Origin of the sequence: Paenibacillus popilliae ATCC 14706 (assembly GCF_000315235.1) — a bacterium.
Taxonomy (GTDB): domain Bacteria; phylum Bacillota; class Bacilli; order Paenibacillales; family Paenibacillaceae; genus Paenibacillus_B; species Paenibacillus_B popilliae.
Genome location: NZ_BALG01000052.1, coordinates 1 through 26,686 on the forward strand (window position 1 = coordinate 1; position 26,686 = coordinate 26,686).

Sequence of the window (26,686 nt, forward strand, 5' to 3'; positions counted from 1 at the left end):
GCTGGCAAGTGCCTCTTTCTTTTTCTAGTAAAAATGCAATTTAACTAGGCATTTTTATGCTGCTATTCTTAGCACTTTTAGTTTGCCATAAACATCCTGCAAGCTCCTGATCTTGCCGGTGTACTGACAATTCATTTTGAATATCTTTAATTTTCAAATAAATCCCTCCGCTTTTTTAAAATAAAAAAAGAGCCCTCTTGATCCAAAGTTGTCAACAGTTTACGTTCATGCTGCAAAGCTTCTTCCGGATCTACCGAGCGGAGTCCCAATTCTGCCTTCACTTTCTCAAAATACGAAGCTGGAATCTGATCGTAATCAATAGTAACGGAAGGTTTAATCGCATCCGGGATCTGATCAGCAATTCTTTCAACCACTGCGGCAGAATGTAAAGGATAGAGTTCTTCCCCATCAATCACATCATAGGGGAAATTTTGTGTTTTGACATTAGGCGACGCTGAAGCCAACCGATGAAATTGGGAAATTTACGAGCGATATTGACAAGGAAGGAAAAAACAAATCATTTAGCTATAGGATATATTCGACAATAAGATGAAAGAAAAGATAAAGAAGACATTTCTGAACAAACGCAGCTTATAAAAATCCAGCAATATTGTGACTTTAATGAATTAGAATTGGTCGCAGTGTTCAAGGATATTGACTACTCTGGCTTCAGGATTCCTTACACCAAACGTCCTGATTTAATGAGTGCGTTTGAATATCTGAAAAATAATAGGCCAGTATTCTTGTGGACTTCAACGAATATTACTCGGATAATCTTAGCGAAGTAACGATGGAAAACAAAAAGACGAACGCTGAAAAAGGAAGATGGAACGGCGGGCCTGCTCCATTTGGACTCATTAGGCAAGGGAACTGATTGTTGCAGAGATCGTCCCCGATGTAACTGCTTCCGTAAAATTTAGATGGGGTGAAATATTTGAAATCAAATCCACTTCACAAAAAAAGAACAGGTGCGGCATATTCTTTTACTAAGTAAAAAAATAGCTGCCAAAAAAGGCAGCTATGCGTAATTTACGCATAAGTTGGATAGGAGTGGAGAGAAACCATACTGTGACTTCATTATATTGTATCCGTTTTCATTTTGTCAATAGGTTTACTAAAATTATTTACATTAATTCACAGTTTTCCGCAACACCGCAAATCAGGACTTTTTCCCATAAATATTTGTTCCATCGCCGAATCCGTAAAGTGGGTCCTGCAGTTGCCGAAATTGTGCTTCGCATAGCGGGAAGGCTGGCAACCAAGGAATCCAAAACCGCAGATGGCCCGTTCCAAACCGCAAAAAGAATACGGGCCAGTCCCTTCACACATAAACCTGGAACCCGATCCCGGTCAGCAGCTCATTGGCCCGATCCGCATCCTCCTGCTGGCGGAAGGACAAGCGGAGAACGCCCGGCACGTCTTCGCGACTCTCAAGAATTTGAAGATTGCTCAAATTAATCTGATGCGTGCCGAGCTCGGTAGCGATTTTCCCGATAATGCCTGGCGTGTCCGGGACATCCATGTACAAATCGTGGAGCCCGATCAGCACGCCTTTGCGCCGCTCCGGCATCCGGCTGCGAAACTCGCCCGCCTTCGCGAATTGGCGCATAATCCCTTCGCCGTCCCGCTGCTGCAACAGATTTATGAATTGCTCCATATTCGCTTTCCAGTCATGAAGCAGTTGGAGAAGGATATCCCGATTATATAACAAAATATCCCTCCAAATCACCGGATCGCTCGAAGCAATGCGCGTAATATCGCGGAACCCGCCGGCGACCAGCACCTCATGGATACGATTGTCCTCATTGTATTGTTGAACTTGATTGACCAATGCGACAGCAACGATATGCGGAAGATGGCTGATGGCGCCCACGACCGCATCATGCTCCTCCGGATTCATTCGAATCATATGGGCTTTCGTGCAGCGAAGCAAGGAAACCAGCCTGCTGTACGCCTCCTCATCGACATCCTCATCCGGGGTCAAGACATAATAAGCGTTCTCGAACAGCAACGTCGAAGCCGCCTCCACGCCGGAACGCTCCGATCCGGCCATCGGATGCCCGCCGATAAAGTGCACCCCGCTCCACGACAGCTCGCGGGCGCAGCGAGCAATCGACGCCTTCGTGCTCCCGACATCAGTTACGATGCAGCCTGTCTTCACATCCAACTGATGAAGGCTTCTAAGCATCGATTCCAGCATACCGACCGGAGAGCAGACAAAAATATAGTCCGCATCCTGCACCGCGTCCTGTAGCGAGGTCGTGGCTTCATCGACGACCCCGCGCTTGACATACTTTTCTGTTGAAGAAGGATTTGGCGAGTACCCGACGACATGAAGCCCGGGGTTATTCTTGAAGCACAGGGCGAGCGAACCGCCAATCAATCCTACGCCCACAATCGCGATTCTCGTGCTCATATGCCCACCTTGAATTGCGCCAACGTCGCTTCCAACGCTTCGATCATCGCTTCATTCTGTTCGCAGGATCCAATCGTGATCCGGATATGTGTCGGATACTTTTTATGGCCTGCCCGCGTAATAATTCCTTTGTGCATGAGCGTCTCGAACACCTCCTGCGCCGGATAGCCAACGTCCACCATAATGAAGTTGCCATGGGCCGGGAAACTGGGCAATTGCAGCCTTGCGAATTGTTCCTGCACATAGCGGATTCCTTCCGCGTTCAGACGGCGGCACTCCTCAATGAATGCCTGATCCTGAACAGAAGCCAGGGCGGCCGCTTGAGCAAAGCGCGACGTATTGAACGGCTCGCGAACCTGATTGATTAGGCGGATGACGTCCGGATGCCCGATGCCATATCCAATTCGGAGCGAGGCCAGCCCATGGATTTTGGAGAACGTCCGCAGCGTGATCAAGTTCTTATATTGAGGCAAATATTCAACACCGTCAGGGAATGACTCATCTGTCACATACTCGCAGTATGCTTCGTCCAGCGCGACGAGCACGCGCTCCGGGACGCGCTCCATGAACCGCTCCCATTCGGGGCGGCCGATAATCGTCCCCGTCGGATTATTCGGGTTGCAGATCCAGATCAGCTTCGTTCGCTCCGTGACGGCTGCGAGCATCGCATCCAGATGATGCGTCCCTTCCTTCAGTGGAACTTCAACGGTAACTGCGCCTTCAATATCCCCGTTATGCTTGTATTGTGGGAAGGTCTGATCAGCGGTAATCTGCTCGTCGCCCGCCACTAAGAACGCCCGGCACAGCATCAGAATCACTTCGTCCGAGCCGGTCCCGAACACGATTTGATTCGTATCGACTTTGAACTTCTCGGCTATCGCGGCAGTCAGCGCCACAGCAGCCCCGTCTGGATAGAGGCTAGTATTTTCAATTTCTTGTCTCATCGCTTCCTTGGCATGAGGGGAGCATCCGAACGGGTTCTCGTTGGACGCCAGCTTAATGATGCGGTCCAACCCCAGTTCCCGCCTCACCTCATCGATCGATTTCCCCGGTTGATAGACAGGGAGATGTACAATACTGCTCTTCGATTGCATCCGGTTACCACCTTTCCTTACATAGGAAGTCGCAGCAAAGCGTTAATTTCTTAATTGTCGCACAAAATCGCATATTTGCAAAATCCCATCTTCCATAGTGGACTTCCCCCATGAACACCTTGCATTCCATGTCGAGCAAAGCCGCTACGGTCGCCGTCGCTACGCCATGCTGCCCCGCTCCCGTCTCGGCGATGACCTTCTTCTTGCCCATCCGCTTGGCAAGCAGCGCCTGGCCGATCGTGTTGTTGATTTTGTGAGCGCCGGTATGATTGAGGTCTTCCCGTTTCAGATAAATTTTGGCTCCGCCCAGCGTCTCGCTTAACCGCTCTGCAAAATAGAGCGAGGTCGGTCTACCGGAATATTCCCACAGAAGCTGGATAAGCTCCGCCTGGAACTCCGGCTCCTTCGTATATTGCTGATAAGCTTCTTCCAGCTCGAGAAGCGCCTTCATCAAGGTCTCTGGCACGTATCTGCCGCCGAAGTCGCCGAAGCGGCCATAGGCGTCAGGCAGTTCCCCCACCGTTCCCTTCGTCTGTGTCTGTGTCTGTTCCATATGCTCTCACCCTTTCGATAAATGCGGTTACTTTACGAATATCTTTTCTCCCGTCGGTCTCGACCCCGCTTGATACGTCTACCCCATCGATGCGGCTGCCGATAAGCAGCCTCCCCACATTGTCCGAATTCAAGCCGCCCGCCACATAAAGGGGGAGGCCGATCTCCCCGGCAAGCGAACGATAGTCCGCAATTACGGTCCAATCGAAGGTGCGCCCGGAGCCGCCTCCCTGTGACGGATCATGCGTATCCAACAGCATGGCGTCGATGGAATGCCGCATACAGCGCAGCATCGGTTCCACCATAGCCGCCCGGTTCCCGCCCTGCTCCGGGCCGGCAATCGGCACCGTCAGCCAGACCTGAACCTCATGCCGGCTCTTCAGCCAGGCCGGAAGGTACGGATCGTGGTCAGCGATCAACTGCACCGCATCGAGGGGCACCTCCGCCAGCACCTCGTCCACTTCTTCCCGTTGCGGACGGGCGAACACCCCAACCGTGAGCGGAAGCCTCACGCCCTCTTCCTGCAGGCGGGCCAACCAGCCGCGCACATCTGCAGGCGGTACGCGCCTCCGGCTTGCCGCGAACACGAACCCGATGCAATCCGGCTCGGCCGCTACGATCTCCCGCGCCATCTTCAGCCCGGTCAGCCCGCATATTTTGACGCTCGGCGGCCGTTCATGGCCGCCCCCGTACCGCTTTATCCCCGTTTCCTCACTCACTCCCGGCATGACACTCGCGCTCCTTCCGTCATACCGCGACCCGCGGCAGACCGCTCATCAATTGTTCTACAGCCGCTTCCACGTCTGGCTGCCGCATCAGATGCTCGCCGACGAGCGCGGCGTCGACTCCCCTATCCGCCAGCCGGTTCATATGCTCCGGCTTATGGATACCGCTCTCGCTGACTAGCGTTCGATCGGCCGGTACGAGGGCGCGCAGCCGTTCGCTCTGCTCCAGATCCGTTACAAACGTATGCAGATTCCGATTGTTAATCCCGATGAGCGGCGCATCGTCGAGCGCCAGTACCCGCTGGAGCTCCTGCTCATCATGAACTTCAATCAGCGTCTCCATGCCGAGATCGAATGCGCAGCGGTTTAGCCGCGCCAGCTCGTTGTCGTTCAATATCGCCGCGATAAGCAACACGGCATCGGCGCCGATGAGACGGGCTTCTTGCAACTGCAACTCATCGATGATGAATTCCTTGCGCAGCACTGGCAGCTCCGTCCGGCTTCGCACCGCGCGCAAAATATCGTTGCCGCCTTGAAAATAAATGCGATCCGTCAGTACCGATAACGCATCGGCCCCAGCGGCCTCATAACCGCGGACGATAGCCTCCGGATCGAAATCTTGGCGGATCACCCCTTTGGAAGGCGATGCCTTCTTCACTTCCGCAATCAAACCGACGGAGCGCCGTTTCTTCGCCGTCAGCGCGCTTATCAGCGAGTGACACGGCGGCAACTGCGCGATGCCCCGCTTCACCTCCCGGCGGTTCAGCGCCGCAGCCAGCGCTGCCACCTCCTGCCGCTTCGTCTCCACCATTCGATCAAGAAACATGACTCCATCCTCCTGTCGCTTCTCTCCATTGCTCCAGCTTGCGGAGCGTCTGTCCGCTATCCATCGCATCAGCCGCGATGCGGACGCCTTCGGCGATGCTCTCCGCCTGGCCGGCCACGTAGATGCAGGCCCCGGCATTCGCAAGCACGATGTCGCGATACGGTCCCTGCTCCCCGTGCAGAATGCGGTGGATAATGCTCGCGTTCGTCGCGGCATCGCCGCCCAGCACGCTGGACAGCGGCTGCGTCTGCAGCCCGAGCTGCTCCGGCGTGATGCCATACGTTCTTAGCTCACCATCCTTCAGCTCGCTAATCCGGGTCGGAGCGGACAGGCTGACCTCGTCGAGGCCGTCTTCGCTCGCGACGACGAGCGCCCGCTTCAGTCCCAGCTCGCGAAGTACCGCCGCGATCGTCTCGGTGCGGCTGCAGTCATAGATGCCCAGCACCTGGCGATCCGCTCCCGCCGGATTGGTCAGCGGGCCAAGCCTATTGAACACCGTGCGCACGCCCAGTTCCCGGCGCGGCGCCGCGGCATTTCTCATCGCGGGGTGGAACACCTGCGCGAACATGAAGCAGATGCCGACGCGGTCCAGGCATTCCGCGGCCTGGTTGCTCGTCAGATAGATATTGATGCCGAGCGCCTCCAGCACATCGGCGCTGCCCGAGCGGCTGGAGGCGGAGCGGTTGCCGTGCTTCGCGACCCGCACGAAGGCGGAGGCCGCGATAATCGCCGACACCGTAGAAATGTTCAGCTTGTGGATGCCGGAACCGCCGGTCCCGCACGTATCAAGCAGCCGATCCTGCGCGGTGATGACGTGACGGGCACGGCTGCGCATCGCCTCGGCGAATCCGACAATTTCGTCCACCGTCTCGCCCTTCATACGCAAGCAGGCCAGCAAAGCGCCGATCTGGGCGGCCGAGGCATGGCCGTCCATCACATCGGACATCACCTCCCGCGCTTCTTCGCGGCTCAGATGCCCGCCGGACAGTACAAGGGCCAGCGCTTGTTTCGTCAAGACGCTGTCTAGAACCGTGTGAGTACTCATTGCGATACGCTCCTTTCTGCCATAAGCTTCTTGCCCAGTTGGACGGCCGCGTAATCGTCCCCATTGATCGGAAGCGCGGCCGGCTCCGCGGCCTTAGCGGATGGACAGCCTCCCTTCGGCGCATCGGTGGATGCAGCCGCTTCCCTGCATTCGAATATCTCCTCCGCCGTCTGAATGGCCAGCAGCAGCGCCTTCGCCTTGTTGACCGTCTCTTCGTATTCCTGCTCGGGAACCGAGTCCCATACAATGCCAGCGCCGGCCTGAACATAGGCGGTGCCGCCCTTGAAAATAATCGTCCGAATCGTATTGCAGGTGTCCATATTGCCGTTAAAGCCCAAGTAACCGATGGCACCGGCGTACGCTCCGCGCGCTTCTTGCTCCAGCTCTGCGATAATCTCCATCGCGCGCAGCTTCGGAGCGCCGGAGACCGTGCCTGCCGGCAGACAGGACCGTAAGCTGTCGAAAAAATCTTTGTCCCGGCGCAGCGTTCCGGATACGTTCGATACGATGTGCATCACATGCGAGTAGCGCTCTATGCCCATATACGTATCGCAGCGGATTGTGCCAAATTCGCATACCCGGCCGAGATCGTTGCGCCGGAGGTCGACCAGCATCACATGCTCGGCCCGCTCCTTCTCATCCTTCAACAGCTCTTCCTCCAGCGCCAGATCCTCTTCTTCCGTCCGCCCGCGCGGCCGGGTGCCGGCGATTGGCCTCGTCTCCACCCGCTCGCCGTTGACCCGGACAAGCGCCGCGGGAGAGGTTCCAACAAGCGTTTCGTCGTCCATTTTCAGAATGTACATGTATGGGGAAGGATTCGTCATCCGCAGAACCCGGTACACATCAAGCGGGTCGGCCGTCGTCTGCCACTCAAATCGCTGCGAGAGGACGACTTGAAAGATGTCGCCGCCGCGAATATAGTCCCTTGCCCGCTCCACCTTATCCATAAAGGACGCCCGCGTCTCATTCGAACGGTACGCCTTCAGCTTGAAGGCAGCTCCTGCCGGTAGGTAGCGGCCTCTCTGTTGTTCGGTGGCCGGAGCAGCCAGCAGCTTCTCCTGCAGCCGTCTCAGCTTCTCCTTCGCCGCGCGTATTGCGCCCGGATATGCTCCTCCGTGTCGTCCCGCTCCAGATGGAGATTGACGATAAATTGCATCTGCTGCTTGACATGGTCGAAGACGATCAATTGATCGCAGAACATGAATTGAATATCATTCATCATCAAGTCATCCCGCCGATGGCGCGGAAGACGCTCATATTGCTGCACCAGATCATATCCGAAAAATCCGACAGCCCCGCCTGTCAGCGGCGGCATGCCCACCAGGGTCGGACTTTTGTACTTGCGCAGCAGCTTCTTCACAGCCGCTAGCGGACGCTCGTGGATCTCGGTGACGGCATCCCGTTCGGTCATGCGCAGCTTGCCGTTCTTACCCTGCAATATTAGAAAGGGATCCGTGCCGATAAAGGAGTAGCGGGCCCATTGAACTCCGCCCTCTACACTTTCCAGCAAAAAAGCATAAGGCTCATGCTCCAACCTTTGAAACAATCGTATCGGGGTCTCTGTATCCCCCGTAATGGTCTCGGAGACCGGAATAACGGGATAAGTGCGGGATAATCGCGATACTTCATCCACATGAGGATGCATGACATCCACTCCTTTCAAATTCGGGTAATTCGGGTGGGAGCAAGAAACAAAAAAACCTCTACCGCAAGGTAGAGGTCCGTTGATTCGATCATGTCATTGTGGATGAGCAAGCTCAGGGATTTCAATGGATGGATCGCCAAATAAAGGTAATATTCACCAAATGCCCCCGGTTGTTGCTCGGAAAAGAAAGGGAGGCCCTACACCTCTGGCAATGGCATCTGCTTATGACGTATCCATCTCTCAGCTCGACTCAACTCTACTCAACTCAATCTCATCTCAACTCAACTCTACTCAACTATGCTTCTTCACATCATACCCGCAAATAAAAGATGCGTCAACACCCGAACAGGGACAGACGGCATCTCCGTCACTACCTTACGTACGGGAACGCTTATTTCCAGGGACGCTTCTCCGCTATGAAGTAGCTAAGTCCGGACGCAACCGGGAAGCCTCGTTCAAGTACACGTGACGTATTTCCCGCTGCGATTTGTCTGTATTGACGGTAATCATCAAGCGAATGCACCGTGGCAAGCTGCCCGCGACGGGCACCTCCACAGCGCACATTAACGGCACCCACTCCCAGCCCGGCATCAGGCGTATGGCCTGTGCCGGGAAGGAAGCGTTCAGATCCAGGGTCATCGTAATCCATATGCTGACGATGTCCTCGGGAACGACCTGATTCACTGCCACGATATGTTCAAGCAAGACGGCCGTCTCACGCCGTATTTCAACCGCATCATTGCGCTGGACGGTGGTCGCTCCACGTATTCCCCTTGCATACATGCTTATGTTGTCTCCCCTTTCAACTCTTCGATGATGTTCCGAACCCATTCGATCGGCACATCGTGTCGGACCTCCACCTTGCCAATAGCGGTCGGCAGCACGAATACCGTCCGGCCCTCCTTGAACTTCTTATCATGCATCATCGCATCCAGAATCGCCTCGGTCGAATAACCGGCAGGAATCGATACTGGCAGTCCGAATTGACGCATCAACGCTTCCGTCCGCACGGCGACATCGGCTGCCGCTCCCATCTGCTCCGCCAGACGGGCCGAGCCGACCATTCCGATCGCGATCGCTTCGCCATGGAGCAGCTCGCCATAGCCGGCAACTGCTTCCAGGGCATGGCCGATCGTATGGCCCAGATTCAGAATCGCCCGCAATCCGTTCTCCCGCTCGTCCTGGGCAACGACGGCGGTCTTGACGGCGCAGCCTTGCGCCAAGCCATAGGCCAATGTTTCCTCATCCTTGGCCAGCAGCTTCCCGGCATTTGCCGCGCACCAATCGACGAAGCCGGCATCCCAGATTAAGCCATGCTTCACCATCTCCGCCAGACCGGAACGCACATCCCGATCAGGCAGCGATTGCAGGGTCGCCGTATCATAGAGCACGAACTCCGGCTGATGGAAGGCGCCGATAATGTTTTTGGCCAGCGGATGATTCACCGCAACTTTGCCGCCGACACTGCTATCGTGCGCCAGAATCGTTGTCGGCACTTGGATGAACCGGATGCCGCGCATATACGAGGCCGCCACGAAGCCGGCCAGATCGCCGACGACGCCACCGCCCAGTGCGACGATCGTCGACATGCGATCACAGCCCGCCTCCAGTGCGGCGCGGACGCAGTCCTCGAAGACGGCCAGCGACTTCGATTGCTCCCCTGACGGCACGGTAAGCGACGCGGCACGGTATCCGGCCGCGTGCAGCGATTGCTCGGCGCGATGCAAAAAACGCCGGCCCACATGCTCATCGGTAATGACGAGAACCGGGCTTCCCGCAGGGATGCCCGCCTGCCGGCTCGCCTCGCCAAGCCGGTCCAGCAGTCCGTTCCCAATCCAGATTGGGTAGGAGCGTTCGCCAACATCGACTCTCAGCTCTACGGGTTGCTTCGCTTCCTTATTTTCCATGACACTCCCTCCTAGTACCGGGCCACTTGCTGGAAGTATTGCTCGTAGTTGGCGCGAATCTCATCTATCGAATCTCCGCCGAATTTCTCCAGGAATGCCTTGGCGACCTCCCAAGCGACGACATGCTCCAATACGACGCTCGCTGCAGGGACGGCACATGCGTCGGAACGCTCCACTTGGGCCGTAAAAGCCTCCTTCGTATCGATATCCACGCTTCGCAGCGGCTTATATAAGGTCGGAATCGGCTTCATCACGCCGCGAACGATGATCGGCATCCCGTTCGTCATGCCGCCCTCGAAGCCGCCGAGCCGGTTGGAAGCACGCGTATATCCCTTCTCTTCGACATAGATGATCTCATCATGCACCTGCGACCCGCGCAGTCGTCCGGCTTCGAAGCCGATGCCGATCTCGACGCCTTTGAACGCGTTGATGGACATGACCGCCTGCGCGATGCGCCCGTCCAGCTTGCGATCATATTGCACATGGCTTCCCAATCCGACAGGGACACCTTCGACGATACACTCCACGACGCCGCCGATCGAGTCGCCCTCTGCCTTAATCGTATCGATATAGGCCTCCATTGCCTGCTCCGTAGCGGAATCGACGACCCGAACCGAAGACTGCTCGGTCCGTTCAATCATCTCATCCAGCGGGAGAGAATGCGGTGGCGCTTCGATCTCCCCGATGCGGACAACTTGTCCGCCTACCTTAATGCCGAACGCTTCCAGCAGCTGGCGGGCGACGGCGCCTACCGCAACGCGGGCCGCAGTCTCTCGCGCACTGGAGCGCTCCAGCACGTTGCGCAGATCGGTCAATTGATACTTCAAGCCGCCGTTCAGATCCGCATGTCCTGGACGGGGACGATGGACCCGGCGCTTTTCCTCGTCCGAGCCCTCCATCGGCCCCACGTTCATAATATTTCGCCAATGCTTCCAGTCTTTATTCTCGACGACCAACGCAATAGGAGCTCCGGTAGTATAACCATGACGCACCCCGCCGACGATTGCGGCCGTATCCGTCTCGATTTGCATGCGCCGTCCGCGGCCATACCCTTTCTGTCGGCGTTGAAGTTGAAAGTTCAACTGTTCAAAGTCAATTGCCAGGTTGCTGGGCATCCCTTCAACGATGGCGGTCAATTGCGGTCCGTGGGTCTCTCCTGCTGTCAAATAACGTAGACTCACCGTTGCTCCCCCTTTAAGCTGTATTGCTGTAAATGACTAAAATCCTTAACTCTTTTGCTCATTATAGTATAGGAGGCAACGTTTGACAAGAAAACAAAAACACGCTCTGAAGGCGCTATGCCCCCAAAAGCGTGTCATGTACTATGCGCATATGTACCGCCGCGCCACTACCTAGCAACAGGCGCCAAGAACCGGAACAGACCTTACGATCCGCTATCTCCAGACAGATGCGCGCTGCGAGGCCGCCCGCAAATCCGCAGAAGCTGTTCCCGACCGTTCCTTCTCCTCCAACAGTGGGAGCCAGTTTTTCAATGTCACTTCCACCCCAATAATTTGGGCGCATTCGTGGATGGTTAATTCTCCTCGCTGGTAAGCCGCAATGACCGTTCTCTTGTCCATGATCGTTCATCTTCCCTCCGTCCTCGTAGTCATCCTAGAGGATGCTCATTCCGACTTTGCAACTCTAGTATCGGAAGAAGGGATGCGGATTATACGCTAGATGTCATTTTACGGTAAAAGAACGTCTCTATCGTCTCCAGCCCGTATTGACCCGGATTGAAAATCTGTTCCGTGCTTCCCACAAAAAGAACCCCGCCCGGTTTGAGCGCATTGGCGAATTTGTTGTACACCTGAGATTTGGCGTCTTCCGTGAAATAAATCGTGACATTGCGGCAAATGATCAGGTCAAGCGAGGTGTCGAACTCGTCCTCCAGCAGATTCTGCTTGCGGAACCGAATCGCGCTCTTCAATGACTCGATAATCCGGTATTCTTCTGGACCCTGTTGGAAATATTTCCGCCGGTACAGATCCGGCACATCCTTCAGCGCTCGCTCTACGTAGCATGCTTCCTTCGCCTTCACCAAGACGTTCTCATCAAGATCGGTAGCGGTAATCTGAGAGCGCTGCAGCAGGCCCAACTCATTCAAGATCATGGCCAGCGTGTACGGCTCCTCTCCGGTAGAGCAGGCAGCGCTCCAGCAGCGCAGTTGCTTCGTATTGGCTGCCAACGCCGGCAGCACGCTGTCTCTCAGCGTGACCCAACGATTCGGGTTGCGCCAAAATTCGGAGACATTAATTGTCATCCGATCCAAAAAATCATCCAGCAAATCCGGGTTCTGCCGGATCGCCTCGAAAAAGCTGCGGAATGTCTTGTATCCGTTCTTCGCGCGCAGCGTTATCAACCGCCGCTTCATTTGCGCTTCCTTGTACTGCAGAAGATCAATGCCCGTCAGGCGCTTAATCTCCACCATGAAATACTGGTAATCCTCATCCTCATGCCCCGCTGCTGCGGAAGAGGCTCCGCTTTCGGTTATCGATTGACCGAAAGGAGCGGACGATAGGGCAGGCTGCCGCTTCGATTGATGCATCATTATTCACTCTCCACCACTTCATCATGAGTGCCGTTATTCATAATAACAAAGAATACGGCTGAACAGTATCTTATTCGCCATGTCCCCTTGCTTTTCCTGCTTTGTGTAAGCTCTTTTATTAATATTAGTCCTGAAATACAGGCGAATCATCGAATTTCGGGCGATGACTCAGATCCAGCTCTCCAGTATTCGATCATAGCTCAAGATATCGCTGTCGGCGAACAGATTCGCGATCTCTCTGGCAGCGCTTTCTTGCGAATCGGAGCCGTGCACCAGATTGAACGGGGTGTGGGACGCATAATCGCCGCGAATCGTGCCCGGCTGCGCCTCTCCTACCTTCGTCTTGCCAATCATCAAGCGCGACAAGCTGATAATTTCATCACCTTCCCAAATCATGGCGAACACAGGACCAGAAGTAATGAAATCAACTAATTCACCAAAAAAAGCCTTTTTTGCATGTTCGACATAATGGCGTTCGGCTTGTTCGCGCGTAATCATCATTAATTTCCCAGATGCAAGCTTCCATCCTTTGCGTTCAAAGCGGCTTACGATGTCCCCGATGAGCCCTCTTTGCACGCCGTCAGGTTTGACCATGATGAATGTGCGTTCCATAGATTCACTCCTCAATTCATCTGAAGTAGTCCAGCGAACCAAGTATATCAAAAATATCATCATTTCGCACCTTGACTTTTTGAAATTCGGATTAGTGGGATCGATTGGCAATAAAATAGGCGATATCCTGCAAGTTTTTGCGCGCGCGTATATCAGGCAGCTGCTCCAGGGCATGAATCGCTTTGTTGATGTAGCGTTCAGCGAGCTGCTCCGCACGCCGGATGCCGGCGCTCTCCCGAATATGATGTAAAATCGAAGAAACATCCGTATGTCCGTTCAAGTACCGGATGCGTTCAATGTCGCACAGCAGCGCCTGACGACGGCCTGTCTCTTCCAATGCATAAATGACAGGCAGCGTCAAATTGCCCTGCCGGATGTCATTGCCCGGAGGCTTCCCCAACTGCGCTTCGGTGCCGGTCAAATCCAGCACGTCATCGCGAATCTGGAACGCCATCCCGACATTGTAGCCGAACCGGTACAGCTGGCGGCCGATGGCGGCCGAAGCCCCGGAAGCGATCGCTCCCAACTGACAACTGATCGCGATAAGAAGCGCGGTCTTGCGGCGGATTCGCAGCAGATACTGTCGCTCGGATTGGGACGTATTGAAGAAATCTCGAATCTGCTCCATTTCCCCGATGCACATTTGAACCATTGCTTTCGACAGAATGAAGTGAATTTGCGGGTCCTGCAGCTCAGTGGCAAGAACCAGTGCCAGCCCATAAATGTAATCTCCGGTATACATAGCCACTCGGTTGTCCCATTTTGCTTTGACTGTCAACTGTCCCCGCCGCATATCGGCATCGTCGATCACATCATCGTGAACGAGCGAGGCCATATGAATCAGTTCCAGAGGGACGGCTACATATTTGAGCCTCTCCAGATCATAGGTTCCGAATTTGCCGGCCAAGAGAACGAAGACCGGGCGGATGCGCTTGCCTCCTGCCTTAAGCAGCTGCAGCGAAGCATCATTCAGTGTCCGGAGATCGTTCGCGATCGAACGTTCCAATTGCTCCTCGATATACGATACATCCTGCTTCATTGTCGCATAAATGTCCCACAATTTCATGACTTCACCTAACCAACCGTATTTTCCGACCAAAGTTCAAGCCGAACTTCATGATCAATAAGCCCTAACTCGTACGCGTATTGGAAATAGCATTGAAGCCCTTCCTGCTGCGGACGATCGAAATCATAATTTAAATTAGTAAAATAATTCATCCAATAGTCGACCGTACCACCGATCGCGCGTACGGCCTCCTGAGCCAGCGGGCGCGGATCGAGAAGGCTCTTTTGCTTGCTGGCTTCGAACGCCTCCATAATAATCTTGATATCATCGCCATGCTGGCGAATAACGTCCCGGTTGACAGCCCATACCGCGAAGGTCATCCAATGTCCTGTGCATTGGCGCCACTGCTCTCCGAGATCGATCACTTCATATCCGGGGTTATTCCAGGAAGCCCGAATGGCATGATCGCCGATAAGAACGGCGCCGTCCGCTTCAGCCATCATCGCGTCTAGATCCGGATCCATCGGAATGTAGTCCGGGCGGGCATGATAGAACTTCGCGGCGATAATCTTGAACAGGTTGGTTGACGTAGCCGACGTTGTCGACAATGCGATTTTGCCCCGGAGTGCTTCATCCAGCGGTTTCTTCAAAAAGAGAAAGATGGAATTGACACGACCGTGCGCACTGACCGACAAATTCGGGAACAGCGTATATTGCTCGGAGGAAATGCCGTAAGCAAACGCCGAAATCGGTCCCATATCAATCCTGCCTTCACGCATCGCTTGATTCAACCCGGCAGGAACGGCAGGGATCAACTCCAATACAGCCCGGGTGTTCTTCGGCTGAAAATGATAAAAGATCGGCCAAACGTTCGTAAAATCGATACGGCCGATACGAATATGGGACGGGTTATTGTTCGTGTCTTGCTGCAGTACCATCAGCTCCCCCCCACCTTCTGAACAATTGATGCCTGATATCGAGCGTGTCCAGCACCTTCCCAACCAGGAAGTTCACGATATCATCCAACGTCTTCGGATGATAATAGAACGCCGGCATCGCCGGTATGATGCGCACGCCCATATGTGCCAGCTGGAGCATATTTTCCAGATGGATCGCATGCACCGGCGTCTCGCGCGGCACGACGATGAGCGGGCGACCTTCCTTCATCATCACGTCAGCAGCCCGCCCCATCAGGTTGTCCGAGGAGCCGTGGGCCAAGGATGACAGCGTCCCCATGGAGCAAGGCATGATGATCATCCCTTGAACGCGGTAAGATCCGCTGGCGATGCTGGCCCCAATATCCTGGATCGGATGGTACACGATGCGGTCGGCTTGTTCCCTGAACGCCCGCTCGATGGCCTCCTGGCGCCGGTTGACTTCCCAACCCAGCTCTTCCTTCAGCACCCGCCATCCGGCATCCGTGACGAGTAAATGCACGATGCAGCCGGCTTGCAGCAGGCATTCCGCAAGCCGGATGCCGTAAATCGCCCCACTCGCCCCGGTAATACCAACGACATAACGTTTGTTCTCTACTGTCATAAGCTCAGCACCACCAAATCCAGTAAAGTGAAGACGAATACGACAATGCTCAAAATGCCGTTAAGCGTAAAGAATGCAGTGTTCGTCCGGCTCAAATCATACGGCTTGACCAGCAAATGCTCATAAATGAGCAAGCCGGAAGCAATCACGATCCCGACAATATACCACCAACTCAATTGAGTGACGAGCAGCAGCAAGAGGAAGCCGATCGCGGTAACAATGTGAAACCCACGCGCAATCATCAATGCCTTCGCAATGCCGAACCGGGTGGGAATCGATTTCAATCCTTCCTTGCGATCGAATTCGTAATCCTGGCATGCGTAGATGACATCAAAGCCCGTCGTCCAGCAAGCCACCGTTAAATAAAAACTAATAGAAGTCCAGTTAACCTCATTCGTTACCGCAACCCATCCCCCTAGCGGGGCAAGAGCGACCGTTAAGCCGAGAATAAAGTGGCACAACCACGTAAATCGCTTCGTGTATGAATAAAATACAAGCAAAAAGACGGCAATAGGCAATAAATAAACAGCCAGCGGCTGCAAATTGGCGGCTGCCCAGAACAGCAGTCCGAACGATACGGCTGTGAATAGGATCACTTCTCCTGCCTTGAGCAGACCAGCCGGAATGGCGCGGTTGGCCGTACGTGGATTTTTGGTGTCGATGGCGGCATCAATGAGCCGGTTCAAGGCCATCGCCGCGCTTCGTGCTCCGACCATGGCCATCAGAATCCATCCCCATTCAGCTAGCATAGGGAAGCGGTTATCCATGACCATGGCGCCGAGGATAGCGCCCATGAACGCAAACGGAAGCGCGAATAACGTATGTTCGATTTTGATCATTTCCAGGAAAATACGCACTTTTTTATACATGTCCAATCCCCTTCGTGCCGATATGCAGCGCGGATATTCCTCCCGTCAGCGGCTTCGCCTCCACTTGCTCCAGTCCAGCGGCGCGGAACATGTCGGCCAGTTCCTCGTGGCCCGGGAACGAAGCTAACGATTCCGGCAGCCATTTGTACTGCTCGTAGCGCTTGGCAATCCATTTCCCCAGTATCGGAAGCAGCCGTTGGAAATAAAAATAGTACAGCCCTTTGAACGGCTGCCAAGTCGGCTTGCTCAACTCCAGACATACGACCCGTCCCCCGGGCTTAACCACTCTATGCATCTCCCGAATCACCTGATCATAGTCTGGAACATTGCGGAGCCCGAAGCCGATCGTCACATAATCGAAGCTGTCATCTGGGAAAGGGAGATCCATTGCGTTGCCTTCGACAAGCCGGATCTGCTCCTGCAATCCCAATTTTTCTATCTTGCGTCGCCCGACAGACAGCATCTTCGGACTGAAGTCCAAGCCGATCATCTGTCCGGTGCGGCTCGCCTGCGCCAGCTGGATCGTCCAGTCGCAAGTCCCGCAGCACAAGTCGAGCGCGGTCTCTCCGGGCTGAACATTCATCCGGCGCATCGTATAATTTCGCCACACTTTATGACGCCGGAAGCTCAGAATATCATTCATGATATCGTATTGATAAGCAATATTCTCGAACACATCATGAACATATTTTTCTTTGGACTTCCCCGTCTTTGGCGAGTGCGTCTCCATGTTATGCCTCACCTTGCCCTTCACCTCAATCCGGTAAGTTAGCTGCGTTGAGCCGCAGCATTCGTCGGAGAAGACGTCAGAACGAGCGGGCGAAGCAATTGGACGACCTGTCCTGTCGTTCCGGCGTCCAGCGACATCGCGGACATAATGGTCTGCAGCTTGTCCTGAATGACCCGAATCTGGTACGCCAACTGCTGCCTTACTTCATACTTCGCCATCATCGCGCTCCAGAACGCGTTGTCGTAGGCGCGTTGCTTCATCTTTCTTCTCTCTTCTTCCGTGCCTTGTTGCCATACATGCCAATAAGACCAGCTGCCTTCGAAGCACTGGAACTGCTCGGAGCGTTCCCGCTCCTGATTCATCACTTCCAGCTCGGCGATCTGGTCGAGCAGTTGCTCCCAGAAGCTTACGTCCTGGGCAGCCATACGATGGTTGAACGATTGGAACAGCGTCTTTCGCAGAGAGACGCAAACGCGCAAATATTCCTCCGCCGTCATCGCCCACAGCTTCATCTTCTCGATCGTGGCCACCTTGAGTTGATTGACAGCGCAGACCGCCTGGCTCAACGCCCGGATGGCATCGATTTGTCCCGCATGCGCGAGCAGGTGATAGAAGCGGCTGCTGAAATAATCTCCCGCCAGCACTTTAAGCTGCCGGGAACGCAGATTGCGATCGCCCTCATCCATGGTCGCCATCTCAATCATGTCGTGGGTGTCAAGACCCACTTGCACGAGCGAAGTCACCAGTGCAATCAGTTCGCTGTGCTCCGCCCCCTTCTTGCTGCGGTTTAAAAAGGCGAACATCAGCTCCACCCGCGTGTGTGGGAACGCAGGCAGGTCAGTGTACGCCTGTATCATGTCATGTTCTATGTACCGTTTTGCCAATTGCGAAATGTGATTTACTTCCATTATGAGTCCTCCGACAATACGCGGTTAGTCATCCTGGCGGGATGTCGCAATCTAAATCATTATATCACAGGTTCCATATGATCGGGCATATTTTCTTGTTGTGCCGCCGAACCAGGCATGTCTCCTATCTATCTCCGGGAAAAGTCCGATCCCAAAGCGGCGTATAAATAAAGCGAAGCGCCTGTTCCGTATCCGGTGTAACAATGCGCTCACGGATGGCCTTCAACCGTTCCGGTGTCGCTTCCTGCTTGTGCGCGTCCAGCGACAGCAAAACATAATTTTTCTTCAAGCGCTCGTCCTGTATGACGATCCGCAGCAGCATCCGATTCACATTGTCCGTTCGGGTGAAGCTGTGATGCAGCAGCTCATAGATGTCATGATTGATCGCATCCGGCCTCGTGATGGTGGAGGCGACCTTCATGTCAATGGTCAGCCCGTCTCCGTTCCAAGCCGCCCGACTCAGCCTGAGCTGCAACGGAATATGCGATAAATAGTCGACCAGCCGCGACTCGGTAACGGAGACCGTCTGCGGTAATGCCGTTACGGCAGCCGCCTCCTGCGGCTTGTTCCCGTCCGTACGGTGCACAGCGGACAGCCAGCCAAGCCCCGCCGTCAGCATGACGGTCGCCATCGCCGTCAGCATGGCCTGCTGCCATCGTTGAACCCGGTTCATTATACCCGCTCCCCTACTGTTCATGTTGAAGGCATCCGCTGTGAATCCCTTATTCCAGTCTGGACCCATAACAGGATGTCCATACCTCATCATACAGTGAAACTGCGCGGGATATGACTCCATTCCGCCGCAGACCAGCCGCAGGCATTAACGGATCGCAAAAAAACACCCCGAATCTTCCGGAGCAACTCGCCTTAATCCGTATCGGTATGCAGCTCACCATGCTTCGTCAGAATAACGGCCTTGCCGCGCACCTTGACCGCAGACGTATGATCGGTGAACTGCGCAATCAGCACTTCGTTCTTGTCCAGCTTCTCGATATGATGGAAGCGGGTATCCTGGCCCCGGGTCAACCCGAATACTTGAACGCCTTGATCCTTCGCCTTGATAACGATATAGTCGGTCTGGTTCTCCAACAGAACTCCCTCCTTTACTGTCGATACTATAACATGGTTGCGCCGCTTGCCCATAGCCTGTCTCGAACGTACAGGCACGTCTCCCCGCACAAGAGAAAGCCGCGACGGAATCCCGTCACGGCTTCACTGCGCTCGCGTTCCCCATGGTCACTAGAGTATGTAGATTCACTTATTTGATGCCATCTTTAAGTGCTTTACCCGGTTTGAACGCAGGGATCTTGCTCGCAGGAATTTCGATTTCTTCACCCGTTTGCGGGTTCCGTCCTTTGCGGGCGGAGCGTTCGCGTACTTCAAAGTTGCCGAAGCCGACCAATTGGACCTTGTCACCGTTCTGCAACGCGCTCGAAATGGCTTCGAAGACGGCGTCTACCACTTTCGACACATCTTTCTTAGACAATTCCGTGGACTCTGCAACCTCGGTAATCAATTCGGATTTGTTCATATTCAATTCACCTCCCGATTACACATGTCTTGTTATCCTTTTTTTCACTGTTTCCTATGAAAATATACATCATCAACCCTAAAAACGTCAGATACAGCTTGGTTCTACCGTCTTTCATGGTCGAGGAACAAATTTATAGTAATATATCACTATCACAAATGCAAGAGGGTAAAATCAACGCTGACCTGCAAAAGAATAAAAACAATCATGGTTTTTCACTCACCGCATCCCCAGCATAATAGTAGGGTTTAGCGCGGCTGATTCGATTCTATTGGGAGTAATACTGCGATTGGACAGAAAGACCTAGCTCATTGTGGTGGTTCGACCCTGCCCTAATGGAACGGGATTTATTGGTCTTAATGACGTGAATGGAAGCCGAAGGCGAGCGCTGGTAAAAAAAGTACACGAACACGCAAAGGTAAACCGCATGTGAAAACAGCTTTATACGATGCGGCATGGGCCGCAATGAAGCCAAGAACATTCTAAGTTAGCGGTTCGCTTTTGGAAAATGGCGGAAGCCACCTCGTATCTGTAGTTATATTGAACCGGTCGCGACGCAGATCCGTGGTCATCTATGACTATCGACGGACGAGACCGCGAAACTTCCTTGCCGGCTTCAACGGCTATCTGCACGTAGATGGCTATGCCGGTTATCACAAGGTGAAGGATGTGACGCTGGTGGGTGCGCGGCGCAAGTATGACGAAGCGCTGAAAGCAGCGCCGGAAGCCAGAGGCAATCCAGACACGGTCGCAGCGCAGGGGCTGGCGTATTGCATTGAACGCGAGCTGAAGGAGGCCCCGCCGGAGGGACGTCACAAGTTGCGGGCAGAGCGAAGCCGTCCGTACTATGCCTGGCTGCACCAGCAGAAATCCCGAACCATGCCCAAAAGTCTGCTGGGCAAGGCGATTGCCTATAGCCTGAATCCGTGGGAGAAGCTGAGCGCTTTGCTGAAAGATGGCATACTTGAGATCGATAACAACCGCAGTGAACGTTCGATCAAGCCGTTTGGTATCGGGCGCAAAAATGGGCTGGTTTGCGAATACTCCACGAGGAGCGGCGGCCAGCGCAGCGATGTACAGCGTGATCGAAACAGCCAAAGAAAACGGGCTGCATCCCTTCCGGTATCTCACGTAGCTATTTCGAACAGCTGCCGCAACTTACCGACTTGCAAAAGTCTGAGGCATTCGCTCCGTTCATGCCATGGTCATCGAACCGTATTCACAAAATCCTCCAGGATGGGAACATCAAGTTGACCACTTATCTTAGCGATGTATTCGGTGTTTCGGGCCGCGCTTTATTAGAGTCAGTGATGAACGGCGTTGTGCTAGAGCCAGCAGACGTGAAAGCGATGGTCAAAACCCAAGTCAAGAAAAAAGTGCCGCAGTTGGTTGATTCCTTAAACGGACGTGTGCGAGCCCACCATCGCAAGATGATCCGCAGGCATTACGACCATCTGGAGTATTTGGAAAAAGAAATGATAACTTTGGAAGCGGAAATCGAAGACCTGCTTCGCCCTTACCAGAAGGAAATCGAACTGCTGGATACGATTCCGGGAATCAATAAGGATGCCGCGGCGAGCATCCTTTCGGAAATCGGACCCGACATGTCGGTATTTCCGTCGGAAGGGCACCTTGCTTCTTGGGGAGGATTGAGCCCAGGGAATAACGAAAGCGCCGGTAAAAAAAGGACACGAACCCGTAAAGGGAATAAAGGCTTAAAGTCCGTACTATGCCAGGCTGCTTGGGCTGCTGCCAAAACAAAAAACACACGACTATCCGCCTTTTATTACCGCTTGGTCAAGCGACGAAGGCCGAAAAAAGCCAATATGGCACTGGCTCACCTGATGCTTCGCATCATCTTTATTATGCTGCGGACGGGTGTGCCCTATGAAGAACTCGGCCCAGATGATTTACCGAAAAAAGAAAAGGACATCAACTACTGGGTACACAAGATCAAACAACTAGGGTACAAAGTGGAGCTTCAAGAGTTAGGGGATGTTGGATAAACCCTGATATACCATATATTAGTTAAATAATTTATAGGGGGTGTCTTTTTGCGCCATTTTACAGAATCCTTCTACATCAGTGCAAAGAACCACATCCTGCTACTTCGTGCAAGGAGTCATTTTCGTACAAAAATGTACAGTCCACCAGTTCATAATTTGATGGAGCATGTTGTCCTTCGGCACGACGATGTCATACAATGCCGCATAAGGACTCAGAACCAAGGTTTGTTGTTGACGAATCATCTCGCTCACCCGCTTTCCATGATGCTTTCATTGTAAGCAAAAAAGTACAGTTGCCTCAATTTTCTTGAGGGGCTGTACCTTTAACATGAGATGGACTTTTTCAGTGGCCTCGACGAGTTCAGAGGTCTTTTTTTCTTTTCTTTACAAGAGCTATTAAATAGCAAATGTCCGCTATAACCAAACATATAGTAAACGGAGCAGAAATGTAAAAACTCATATCCAACAAAAAATGAAGTAATATCCAAAAAGCTAAGACTAATAACAACACACAAAAATTTAGTATACTAATATCTGCATATTTTAAAACAAATTTACTAAATTTCAAAAACAAGAAGCAGCAGCCCCAGTGAGGCCTCCACCGATTGCTCCGCCAACTCCTCCTATTGTTCCACCAGCTGCCGTTGCTTGAGGACCTCCTGCTCTACCTGCTGATACTCCTGCAAGGAATCCTGAAGTTCCTCCAGCAACTACTCCACCTGCTGTACCTGCAACGCATTTGCCTAAACCTTCCCAACTAAATCCACCACCATCAACTTGTTCCAGTTCATTACGATTAAGCTCTACAAATCTACTCATGTTAATTCCTCCTTATAATAGTGAATGCGTCCTTACATTCCCAATACTACTTCAAGCATGTAAACAAGTAAATATCCTATATAGGATATTTACTTGAACACATGACTTATGCAGTTCAATCCAACTGAGGGTAAACCGAAAAAGTCATAAAATTATAAAAAAACAACCAAAAATATTCTTGACTTTTTATAATTACCACGATAATTGCGGAGAATACCTTTTTCTCATATCGAGGTATACCTTTAGCGATTACAGGTGATTTCATTGAAACAAACCCTTGAACAACCCCGTTTCCGCAAGCTTTCTCAAGGTGAATGTGCAGGTGCGCCCATCCTTCGTACACTCTGGGATCAATTTGACTTCTCCCTGCTTCTCACACAATCGGGGATCTTCAAACGTAGCGGCGCTCCATCATGGATGATCTGCTTCTTATACGTCATCGGGCTTGTCTCAGGCTGTTCGTCCGTCAATCAAGTCGCTGACTTAGCCACCAAAGATGCACTGCTCCAGTTCATGTTCAAACCATACAAATTGGCTCAGTACACACTTAGTCGCTTCTTCATCACGCCCTTTGTCTGGCGAACCTTCGGCAAAAAACGGGTTGCCAGACTCCAACAAGATTCGGATACTGCACTCCAGGAAGGGGATGTGATTAATCTGGACGATACGCATTGCGCCCATCCTTATGCCAAGAAATTGCCGTTTTTATGTTGGCTCAAAAATTCTTTCACGAAAACGTATAGCTGGTGCATGAATCTGGTTGTATTGCAAGCTGTTCGTTACTACTGGGAATTAAGAGACCAGTAAAGGATGAGGTGTTTTCATATGTTTATGGCAAATTTAACGGAAGGTCAGTTCGAAGAGATGCTTCATATACCGGAGCCTTGGTATATCCATCGGGTTGATTTCAGCCTGGAAGCCAACAATTAGATGTGTATGTCAAGTTTCGTAAGCGGGCGTTATTTTCTTGTGCGAAGTGTGGAGCACCTAATCAACCGGTTCGGGATATCGCCAACCCTAATCGAACATGGAGGCATCTCAACTTCTTCAAGTATCCGAGTTACATTCATGCCGAGCTTCCCAGAACAAACGGTGGCCAATGCAATACCATTATCCGGGTAACCGTACCGTGGGTCTTGGACAAACCGAAGCATGACTTCACCTTGCATTTCGATGCGCTCATCATCGCATTAGCTAAGGATATGCCCATGAGTGCCGTCAGTCGATTTGTCGGAGAACATGATACGCGTTTATGGCGGATTCTCCATCACGATGTGGATAACGCCATCGCGGCGCAGGATCCCTCCTATGTAACGAAGATCAACACCGACGAAACGTCTGCTAAACGCGGGCACAACTACATCACCCTATTCATGGATCCGGAGCGAAAAAACGTCATTTGCGTGACCAAGGGTAAAGACTCCAGCACATGGATAGAATGCAAAAAGCAACTGGAAGCCCATGGTGGCCATTCATGTCATTCAGGCCGCAAACGAAGCCGTTGATGTAGTACGCAGCACGCAACGAAAAGGCTGCGCGGAATGAAAAGATACTCGGTATATGTGGCCGAAGAATCCGGAAAACCTGAGTGCCGCCCAACAAGAAACTGCTTGAAGGAGTGAATAGCTTATTCCAAGCGGCCAAACGAAAGACTCGTGGTTACCGCTCTGAAAAAAATATCATCGCTATGGTATACGTTTCCAATATGCGTATCGCACGCTCTGCTTTCTCACTGTAGGTCTCTAACGTTTTATCAAGTAATAGTCGAGCCGTTTCCAAGTCTGGAGCATCTAAAATGCCTCGAATCGTCGCACGTACAAGTCCGCCGTGCTGGTCAGAGACGATGTAATCTACGCCCCGTAACCCACGATGCTTGAGTTCTTGGAAGAATGTGCCCCAAGTTCACCCAGTCTATGACCAAGCACTTCACGTATTAAACCGGGCCTATTGCAGCTTTGAGCACCGCCGATTGTTGCCCTGAGCACGTGTATAAAAGTACACCTCTCGTTGCTGCATGATCGGTTCAATCCAAAGTAAGGGCGTGAAGCTGAAATGGATGCGTTATGGGAACGGTGTGCAGGTTGAATATGCACGAAGAGACCGTGGGGAAATATGGATAAATCCCGTTTTCCATATATGAATAAAACCATCTGCAGGGGGTCTATTTGCACTATTTACAGAGCCATGCTACTTCGTGCAAGAAGTCATTTTCGTACAAAATAGCTCAAGCCGCCCCTGTTCCCGAGAGAACAAGGAGTGCCTGAGCTATACTCCCTTTCCGACATGAATCTTCCGTCAGAGGATGATGGCAATCAAGCCGCCCGACCCTTCGTTGATGATACGGCCCAGTGTCTCCTGCAGCTTGTAGCGGGCATTGTCCGGCATCATCGCGATCTTGCCCTGGATGCCTTCCCTGACGATGGAATGGAGGGAACGGCCGAAGATGTCGGATTCCCAGATCTTCGTCGGGTCGTTCTCGAAGTCCTGCATCAGGTAGCGCATCAATTCCTCGCTCTGCTTCTCCGTGCCGATAATTGGCGCGAATTCGGATTCGACGTCGACCCGAATCATATGAATGGACGGGGCCGTCGCCTTCAGCCGCACCCCGAAGCGCGCTCCTTGGCGGATAAGCTCCGGCTCGTCGAGAGCCATCTCGCTTAACGTCGGAGCCGCGATCCCGTAGCCCGTCGTCTTCACCATCTCCAGCGCATCGGCGAACCGGTCATATTCCCGCTTCGCATGGGAGAATTCCTGCATCAGTTGGAGCAAATGATCCTTGCCCCGTATTTCAACGCCGACGACCTCCATCAAAATTTGGTCATACAGCTCTTCTGGCGCGTATAAGTCGATTTCGGCAACGCCTTGCCCCATATCCATCCCGCTAAGTCCGGCGCGGGCGATGAATTCATAGTCCATGAACTGCTGTACGATGCGGTCGACATCGCGCAGACGGCGGATATCTTTAACGGTATCGCGAACCGAGCTCTCATAGCTGGTGCGCAGCCAGTGGTTGTCATGGAGCACCATGACCCAGCTCGGCAGATTGACATTGACTTCATGAACCGGAAATTCGTACAGCACTTCCCGCAGCACGCCCATCACGTCATCTTCGCTCATCGTAGCGACGCTGAGAGCCATCACCGGAATGTCGTACTTCTCCTGCAGCTCGTTGCGCAGCCTAACGGTTTCTTCGCTCTTCGGACGCGTCGAATTGATGACGAGCACGAACGGCTTGCCGACTTCCTTCAGTTCGTTGATGACCCGTTCTTCGGAGTCGACATACGAATGGCGCGGAATCTCAGCGATCGTACCGTCGGTCGTGATGACGACGCCCAGGGTGGAATGCTCCTGAATGACCTTCCGCGTGCCGATCTCTGCCGCCTCCTGGAACGGAATCGGATCTTCGAACCATGGCGTATTGATCATCCGAGGCCCGTTTTCGTCTTCGTAGCCTTTTGCGCCTTCCACGGCGTAACCGACGCAATCCACCAGACGGACGTTCACCTCCAGTCCTTCCGCCACCTTAATCTGAACCGCATTGTTCGGTACGAACTTCGGTTCCGTCGTCATAATCGTTTTGCCCGCAGCGCTCTGTGGCAGTTCGTCGACAGCGCGAATGCGGTCGGATTCATTTGTAATATTCGGAAGAACGACCGTCTCCATGAAGCGTTTAATAAAAGTCGATTTCCCCGTGCGGACCGAACCGACGACCCCGAGGTAAATATCCCCGCCGGTACGCTCGGCAATGTCCTTAAAGATGTCCACTTTTTCCAATGATATCCCCTCCTCAAAATGTTCCGACGGACAAGAGGCTTTCGTCCGCCTCTCGTCCTTCTGAAACGATTGGCACCGTTGCTAGGATTGAACTGTTGCCGTTGTCGCCAGTGTTCTCCGCCGAGACTTCA

The 26,686-nt window shown here is 53.1% G+C and carries 25 protein-coding genes and 6 pseudogenes; 5 read left to right on the forward strand and 26 right to left on the reverse strand.

Features of this window, described 5'->3' with window-relative positions; translation table 11 throughout:
* Window positions 1-146 precede the first annotated feature (146 nt).
* From PPOP_RS05950 to PPOP_RS06065, 23 genes and pseudogenes are all read right to left on the reverse strand, one after another.
* The gene (locus PPOP_RS05950; RefSeq protein ID WP_006285200.1) at window positions 147-464 is read right to left on the reverse strand and encodes a hypothetical protein; all 318 of its coding nucleotides are present in this window, start codon (window positions 462-464) and stop codon (window positions 147-149) included.
* Between the two features lie 857 nt (window positions 465-1,321).
* Window positions 1,322-2,416: a prephenate dehydrogenase gene (locus tag PPOP_RS05955; RefSeq protein ID WP_006285201.1), complete on the reverse strand. Its 1,095-nt coding sequence runs from the start codon at window positions 2,414-2,416 to the stop codon at window positions 1,322-1,324.
* On the reverse strand, window positions 2,413-3,510 hold the full coding sequence (hisC, locus tag PPOP_RS05960) for a histidinol-phosphate transaminase (RefSeq protein WP_006285202.1): 1,098 nt from the start codon (window positions 3,508-3,510) through the stop codon (window positions 2,413-2,415). The genes PPOP_RS05955 and hisC overlap by 4 nt, the downstream gene beginning before the upstream one ends.
* Before the next feature lie 103 nt (window positions 3,511-3,613).
* A pseudogene (locus PPOP_RS05965) lies at window positions 3,614-4,063 on the reverse strand (pyridoxal-phosphate dependent enzyme); the annotation flags it as partial.
* Complete coding sequence (locus tag PPOP_RS05970; protein WP_006285204.1) at window positions 4,014-4,790, reverse strand: phosphoribosylanthranilate isomerase; 777 nt, start codon at window positions 4,788-4,790, stop codon at window positions 4,014-4,016. The pseudogene PPOP_RS05965 and the gene PPOP_RS05970, both read right to left, overlap by 50 nt.
* A gap of 19 nt (window positions 4,791-4,809) precedes the next feature.
* Window positions 4,810-5,613 (reverse strand): indole-3-glycerol phosphate synthase TrpC, encoded by an 804-nt coding sequence (trpC, locus tag PPOP_RS05975; RefSeq protein ID WP_006285205.1) that lies wholly within the window; start codon window positions 5,611-5,613, stop codon window positions 4,810-4,812.
* Complete coding sequence (gene trpD / locus PPOP_RS05980) at window positions 5,603-6,658, reverse strand: anthranilate phosphoribosyltransferase (RefSeq protein WP_006285206.1); 1,056 nt, start codon at window positions 6,656-6,658, stop codon at window positions 5,603-5,605. Before trpD ends, trpC begins: the two co-directional genes overlap by 11 nt.
* Window positions 6,655-8,303: pseudogene (trpE, locus tag PPOP_RS20105) on the reverse strand (anthranilate synthase component I). Before trpE ends, trpD begins: the two are co-directional and overlap by 4 nt.
* Before the next feature lie 414 nt (window positions 8,304-8,717).
* Entirely contained in the window at window positions 8,718-9,086 is a 369-nt protein-coding gene (gene aroH / locus PPOP_RS05995; RefSeq protein WP_006285209.1) for a chorismate mutase, read from the reverse strand.
* A gap of 2 nt (window positions 9,087-9,088) precedes the next feature.
* A complete protein-coding gene (gene aroB / locus PPOP_RS06000; RefSeq protein WP_006285210.1) occupies window positions 9,089-10,210 on the reverse strand; it encodes a 3-dehydroquinate synthase in 1,122 nt (373 codons plus the stop codon).
* Between the two features lie 11 nt (window positions 10,211-10,221).
* The gene (gene aroC / locus PPOP_RS06005) at window positions 10,222-11,391 is read right to left on the reverse strand and encodes a chorismate synthase (protein ID WP_006285211.1); all 1,170 of its coding nucleotides are present in this window, start codon (window positions 11,389-11,391) and stop codon (window positions 10,222-10,224) included.
* 213 nt (window positions 11,392-11,604) lie between these two features.
* The gene (locus PPOP_RS06010; protein ID WP_006285212.1) at window positions 11,605-11,790 is read right to left on the reverse strand and encodes a hypothetical protein; all 186 of its coding nucleotides are present in this window, start codon (window positions 11,788-11,790) and stop codon (window positions 11,605-11,607) included.
* A gap of 89 nt (window positions 11,791-11,879) precedes the next feature.
* Entirely contained in the window at window positions 11,880-12,761 is an 882-nt protein-coding gene (locus PPOP_RS06015) for a CheR family methyltransferase (protein ID WP_006285213.1), read from the reverse strand.
* A 168-nt stretch (window positions 12,762-12,929) separates the two neighbouring features.
* Window positions 12,930-13,373 (reverse strand): nucleoside-diphosphate kinase, encoded by a 444-nt coding sequence (gene ndk / locus PPOP_RS06020; protein WP_006285214.1) that lies wholly within the window; start codon window positions 13,371-13,373, stop codon window positions 12,930-12,932.
* 91 nt (window positions 13,374-13,464) lie between these two features.
* Window positions 13,465-14,439, reverse strand: a complete 975-nt coding sequence (locus tag PPOP_RS06025; protein WP_042227607.1) for a polyprenyl synthetase family protein — start codon at window positions 14,437-14,439, stop codon at window positions 13,465-13,467.
* 8 nt (window positions 14,440-14,447) lie between these two features.
* A complete protein-coding gene (locus PPOP_RS06030; RefSeq protein ID WP_006285216.1) occupies window positions 14,448-15,317 on the reverse strand; it encodes a menaquinone biosynthesis protein in 870 nt (289 codons plus the stop codon).
* The gene (locus PPOP_RS06035) at window positions 15,289-15,918 is read right to left on the reverse strand and encodes a UbiX family flavin prenyltransferase (protein WP_006285217.1); all 630 of its coding nucleotides are present in this window, start codon (window positions 15,916-15,918) and stop codon (window positions 15,289-15,291) included. The genes PPOP_RS06030 and PPOP_RS06035 overlap by 29 nt, the downstream gene beginning before the upstream one ends.
* Entirely contained in the window at window positions 15,915-16,787 is an 873-nt protein-coding gene (locus tag PPOP_RS06040; RefSeq protein ID WP_006285218.1) for a UbiA-like polyprenyltransferase, read from the reverse strand. Before PPOP_RS06040 ends, PPOP_RS06035 begins: the two co-directional genes overlap by 4 nt.
* On the reverse strand, window positions 16,780-17,517 hold the full coding sequence (locus PPOP_RS06045) for a demethylmenaquinone methyltransferase (RefSeq protein WP_006285219.1): 738 nt from the start codon (window positions 17,515-17,517) through the stop codon (window positions 16,780-16,782). Before PPOP_RS06045 ends, PPOP_RS06040 begins: the two co-directional genes overlap by 8 nt.
* 38 nt (window positions 17,518-17,555) lie before the next feature.
* Complete coding sequence (locus tag PPOP_RS06050) at window positions 17,556-18,425, reverse strand: heptaprenyl diphosphate synthase component 1 (protein WP_006285220.1); 870 nt, start codon at window positions 18,423-18,425, stop codon at window positions 17,556-17,558.
* Window positions 18,426-18,549: 124 nt separating this feature from the next.
* The gene (locus tag PPOP_RS06055) at window positions 18,550-19,098 is read right to left on the reverse strand and encodes a hypothetical protein (protein ID WP_006285222.1); all 549 of its coding nucleotides are present in this window, start codon (window positions 19,096-19,098) and stop codon (window positions 18,550-18,552) included.
* Window positions 19,099-19,292: 194 nt separating this feature from the next.
* Window positions 19,293-19,514, reverse strand: coding sequence for a trp RNA-binding attenuation protein MtrB (gene mtrB / locus PPOP_RS06060; protein ID WP_006285225.1), 222 nt, complete (start codon window positions 19,512-19,514; stop codon window positions 19,293-19,295).
* Between the two features lie 169 nt (window positions 19,515-19,683).
* The gene (locus PPOP_RS06065; protein WP_006285226.1) at window positions 19,684-19,956 is read right to left on the reverse strand and encodes an HU family DNA-binding protein; all 273 of its coding nucleotides are present in this window, start codon (window positions 19,954-19,956) and stop codon (window positions 19,684-19,686) included.
* A 387-nt stretch (window positions 19,957-20,343) separates the two neighbouring features.
* Between PPOP_RS06065 and PPOP_RS25770 the strand changes: the two are divergent.
* From PPOP_RS25770 to PPOP_RS06075, 3 genes and pseudogenes are all read left to right on the forward strand, one after another.
* Window positions 20,344-20,442 (forward strand): annotated as a pseudogene (locus PPOP_RS25770) (transposase); the annotation flags it as partial.
* A gap of 78 nt (window positions 20,443-20,520) precedes the next feature.
* Window positions 20,521-21,167, forward strand: a pseudogene (locus PPOP_RS06070) (IS66 family transposase); the annotation flags it as partial.
* A gap of 39 nt (window positions 21,168-21,206) precedes the next feature.
* Window positions 21,207-21,962: an IS110 family transposase gene (locus PPOP_RS06075; protein WP_006285228.1), complete on the forward strand. Its 756-nt coding sequence runs from the start codon at window positions 21,207-21,209 to the stop codon at window positions 21,960-21,962.
* 564 nt (window positions 21,963-22,526) lie between these two features.
* Here PPOP_RS06075 and PPOP_RS20110 read toward each other — a convergent pair.
* Entirely contained in the window at window positions 22,527-22,781 is a 255-nt protein-coding gene (locus PPOP_RS20110) for a Blp family class II bacteriocin (protein WP_006285229.1), read from the reverse strand.
* A gap of 264 nt (window positions 22,782-23,045) precedes the next feature.
* Between PPOP_RS20110 and PPOP_RS06080 the strand changes: the two genes are divergently transcribed.
* Window positions 23,046-23,588 (forward strand): hypothetical protein, encoded by a 543-nt coding sequence (locus PPOP_RS06080; protein ID WP_042227609.1) that lies wholly within the window; start codon window positions 23,046-23,048, stop codon window positions 23,586-23,588.
* Window positions 23,589-23,606: 18 nt separating this feature from the next.
* Window positions 23,607-24,519, forward strand: a pseudogene (locus PPOP_RS25775) (helix-turn-helix domain-containing protein).
* Here the strand turns inward: PPOP_RS25775 and PPOP_RS20115 are convergent.
* Both PPOP_RS20115 and spoIVA read right to left on the reverse strand, forming a co-directional pair.
* A pseudogene (locus PPOP_RS20115) lies at window positions 24,480-24,683 on the reverse strand (transposase); the annotation flags it as partial. The pseudogenes PPOP_RS25775 and PPOP_RS20115 sit on opposite strands and share 40 nt — an antisense overlap.
* 393 nt (window positions 24,684-25,076) lie before the next feature.
* Window positions 25,077-26,555 (reverse strand): stage IV sporulation protein A, encoded by a 1,479-nt coding sequence (gene spoIVA, locus PPOP_RS06090; RefSeq protein ID WP_006285233.1) that lies wholly within the window; start codon window positions 26,553-26,555, stop codon window positions 25,077-25,079.
* Window positions 26,556-26,686: the final 131 nt, after the last annotated feature.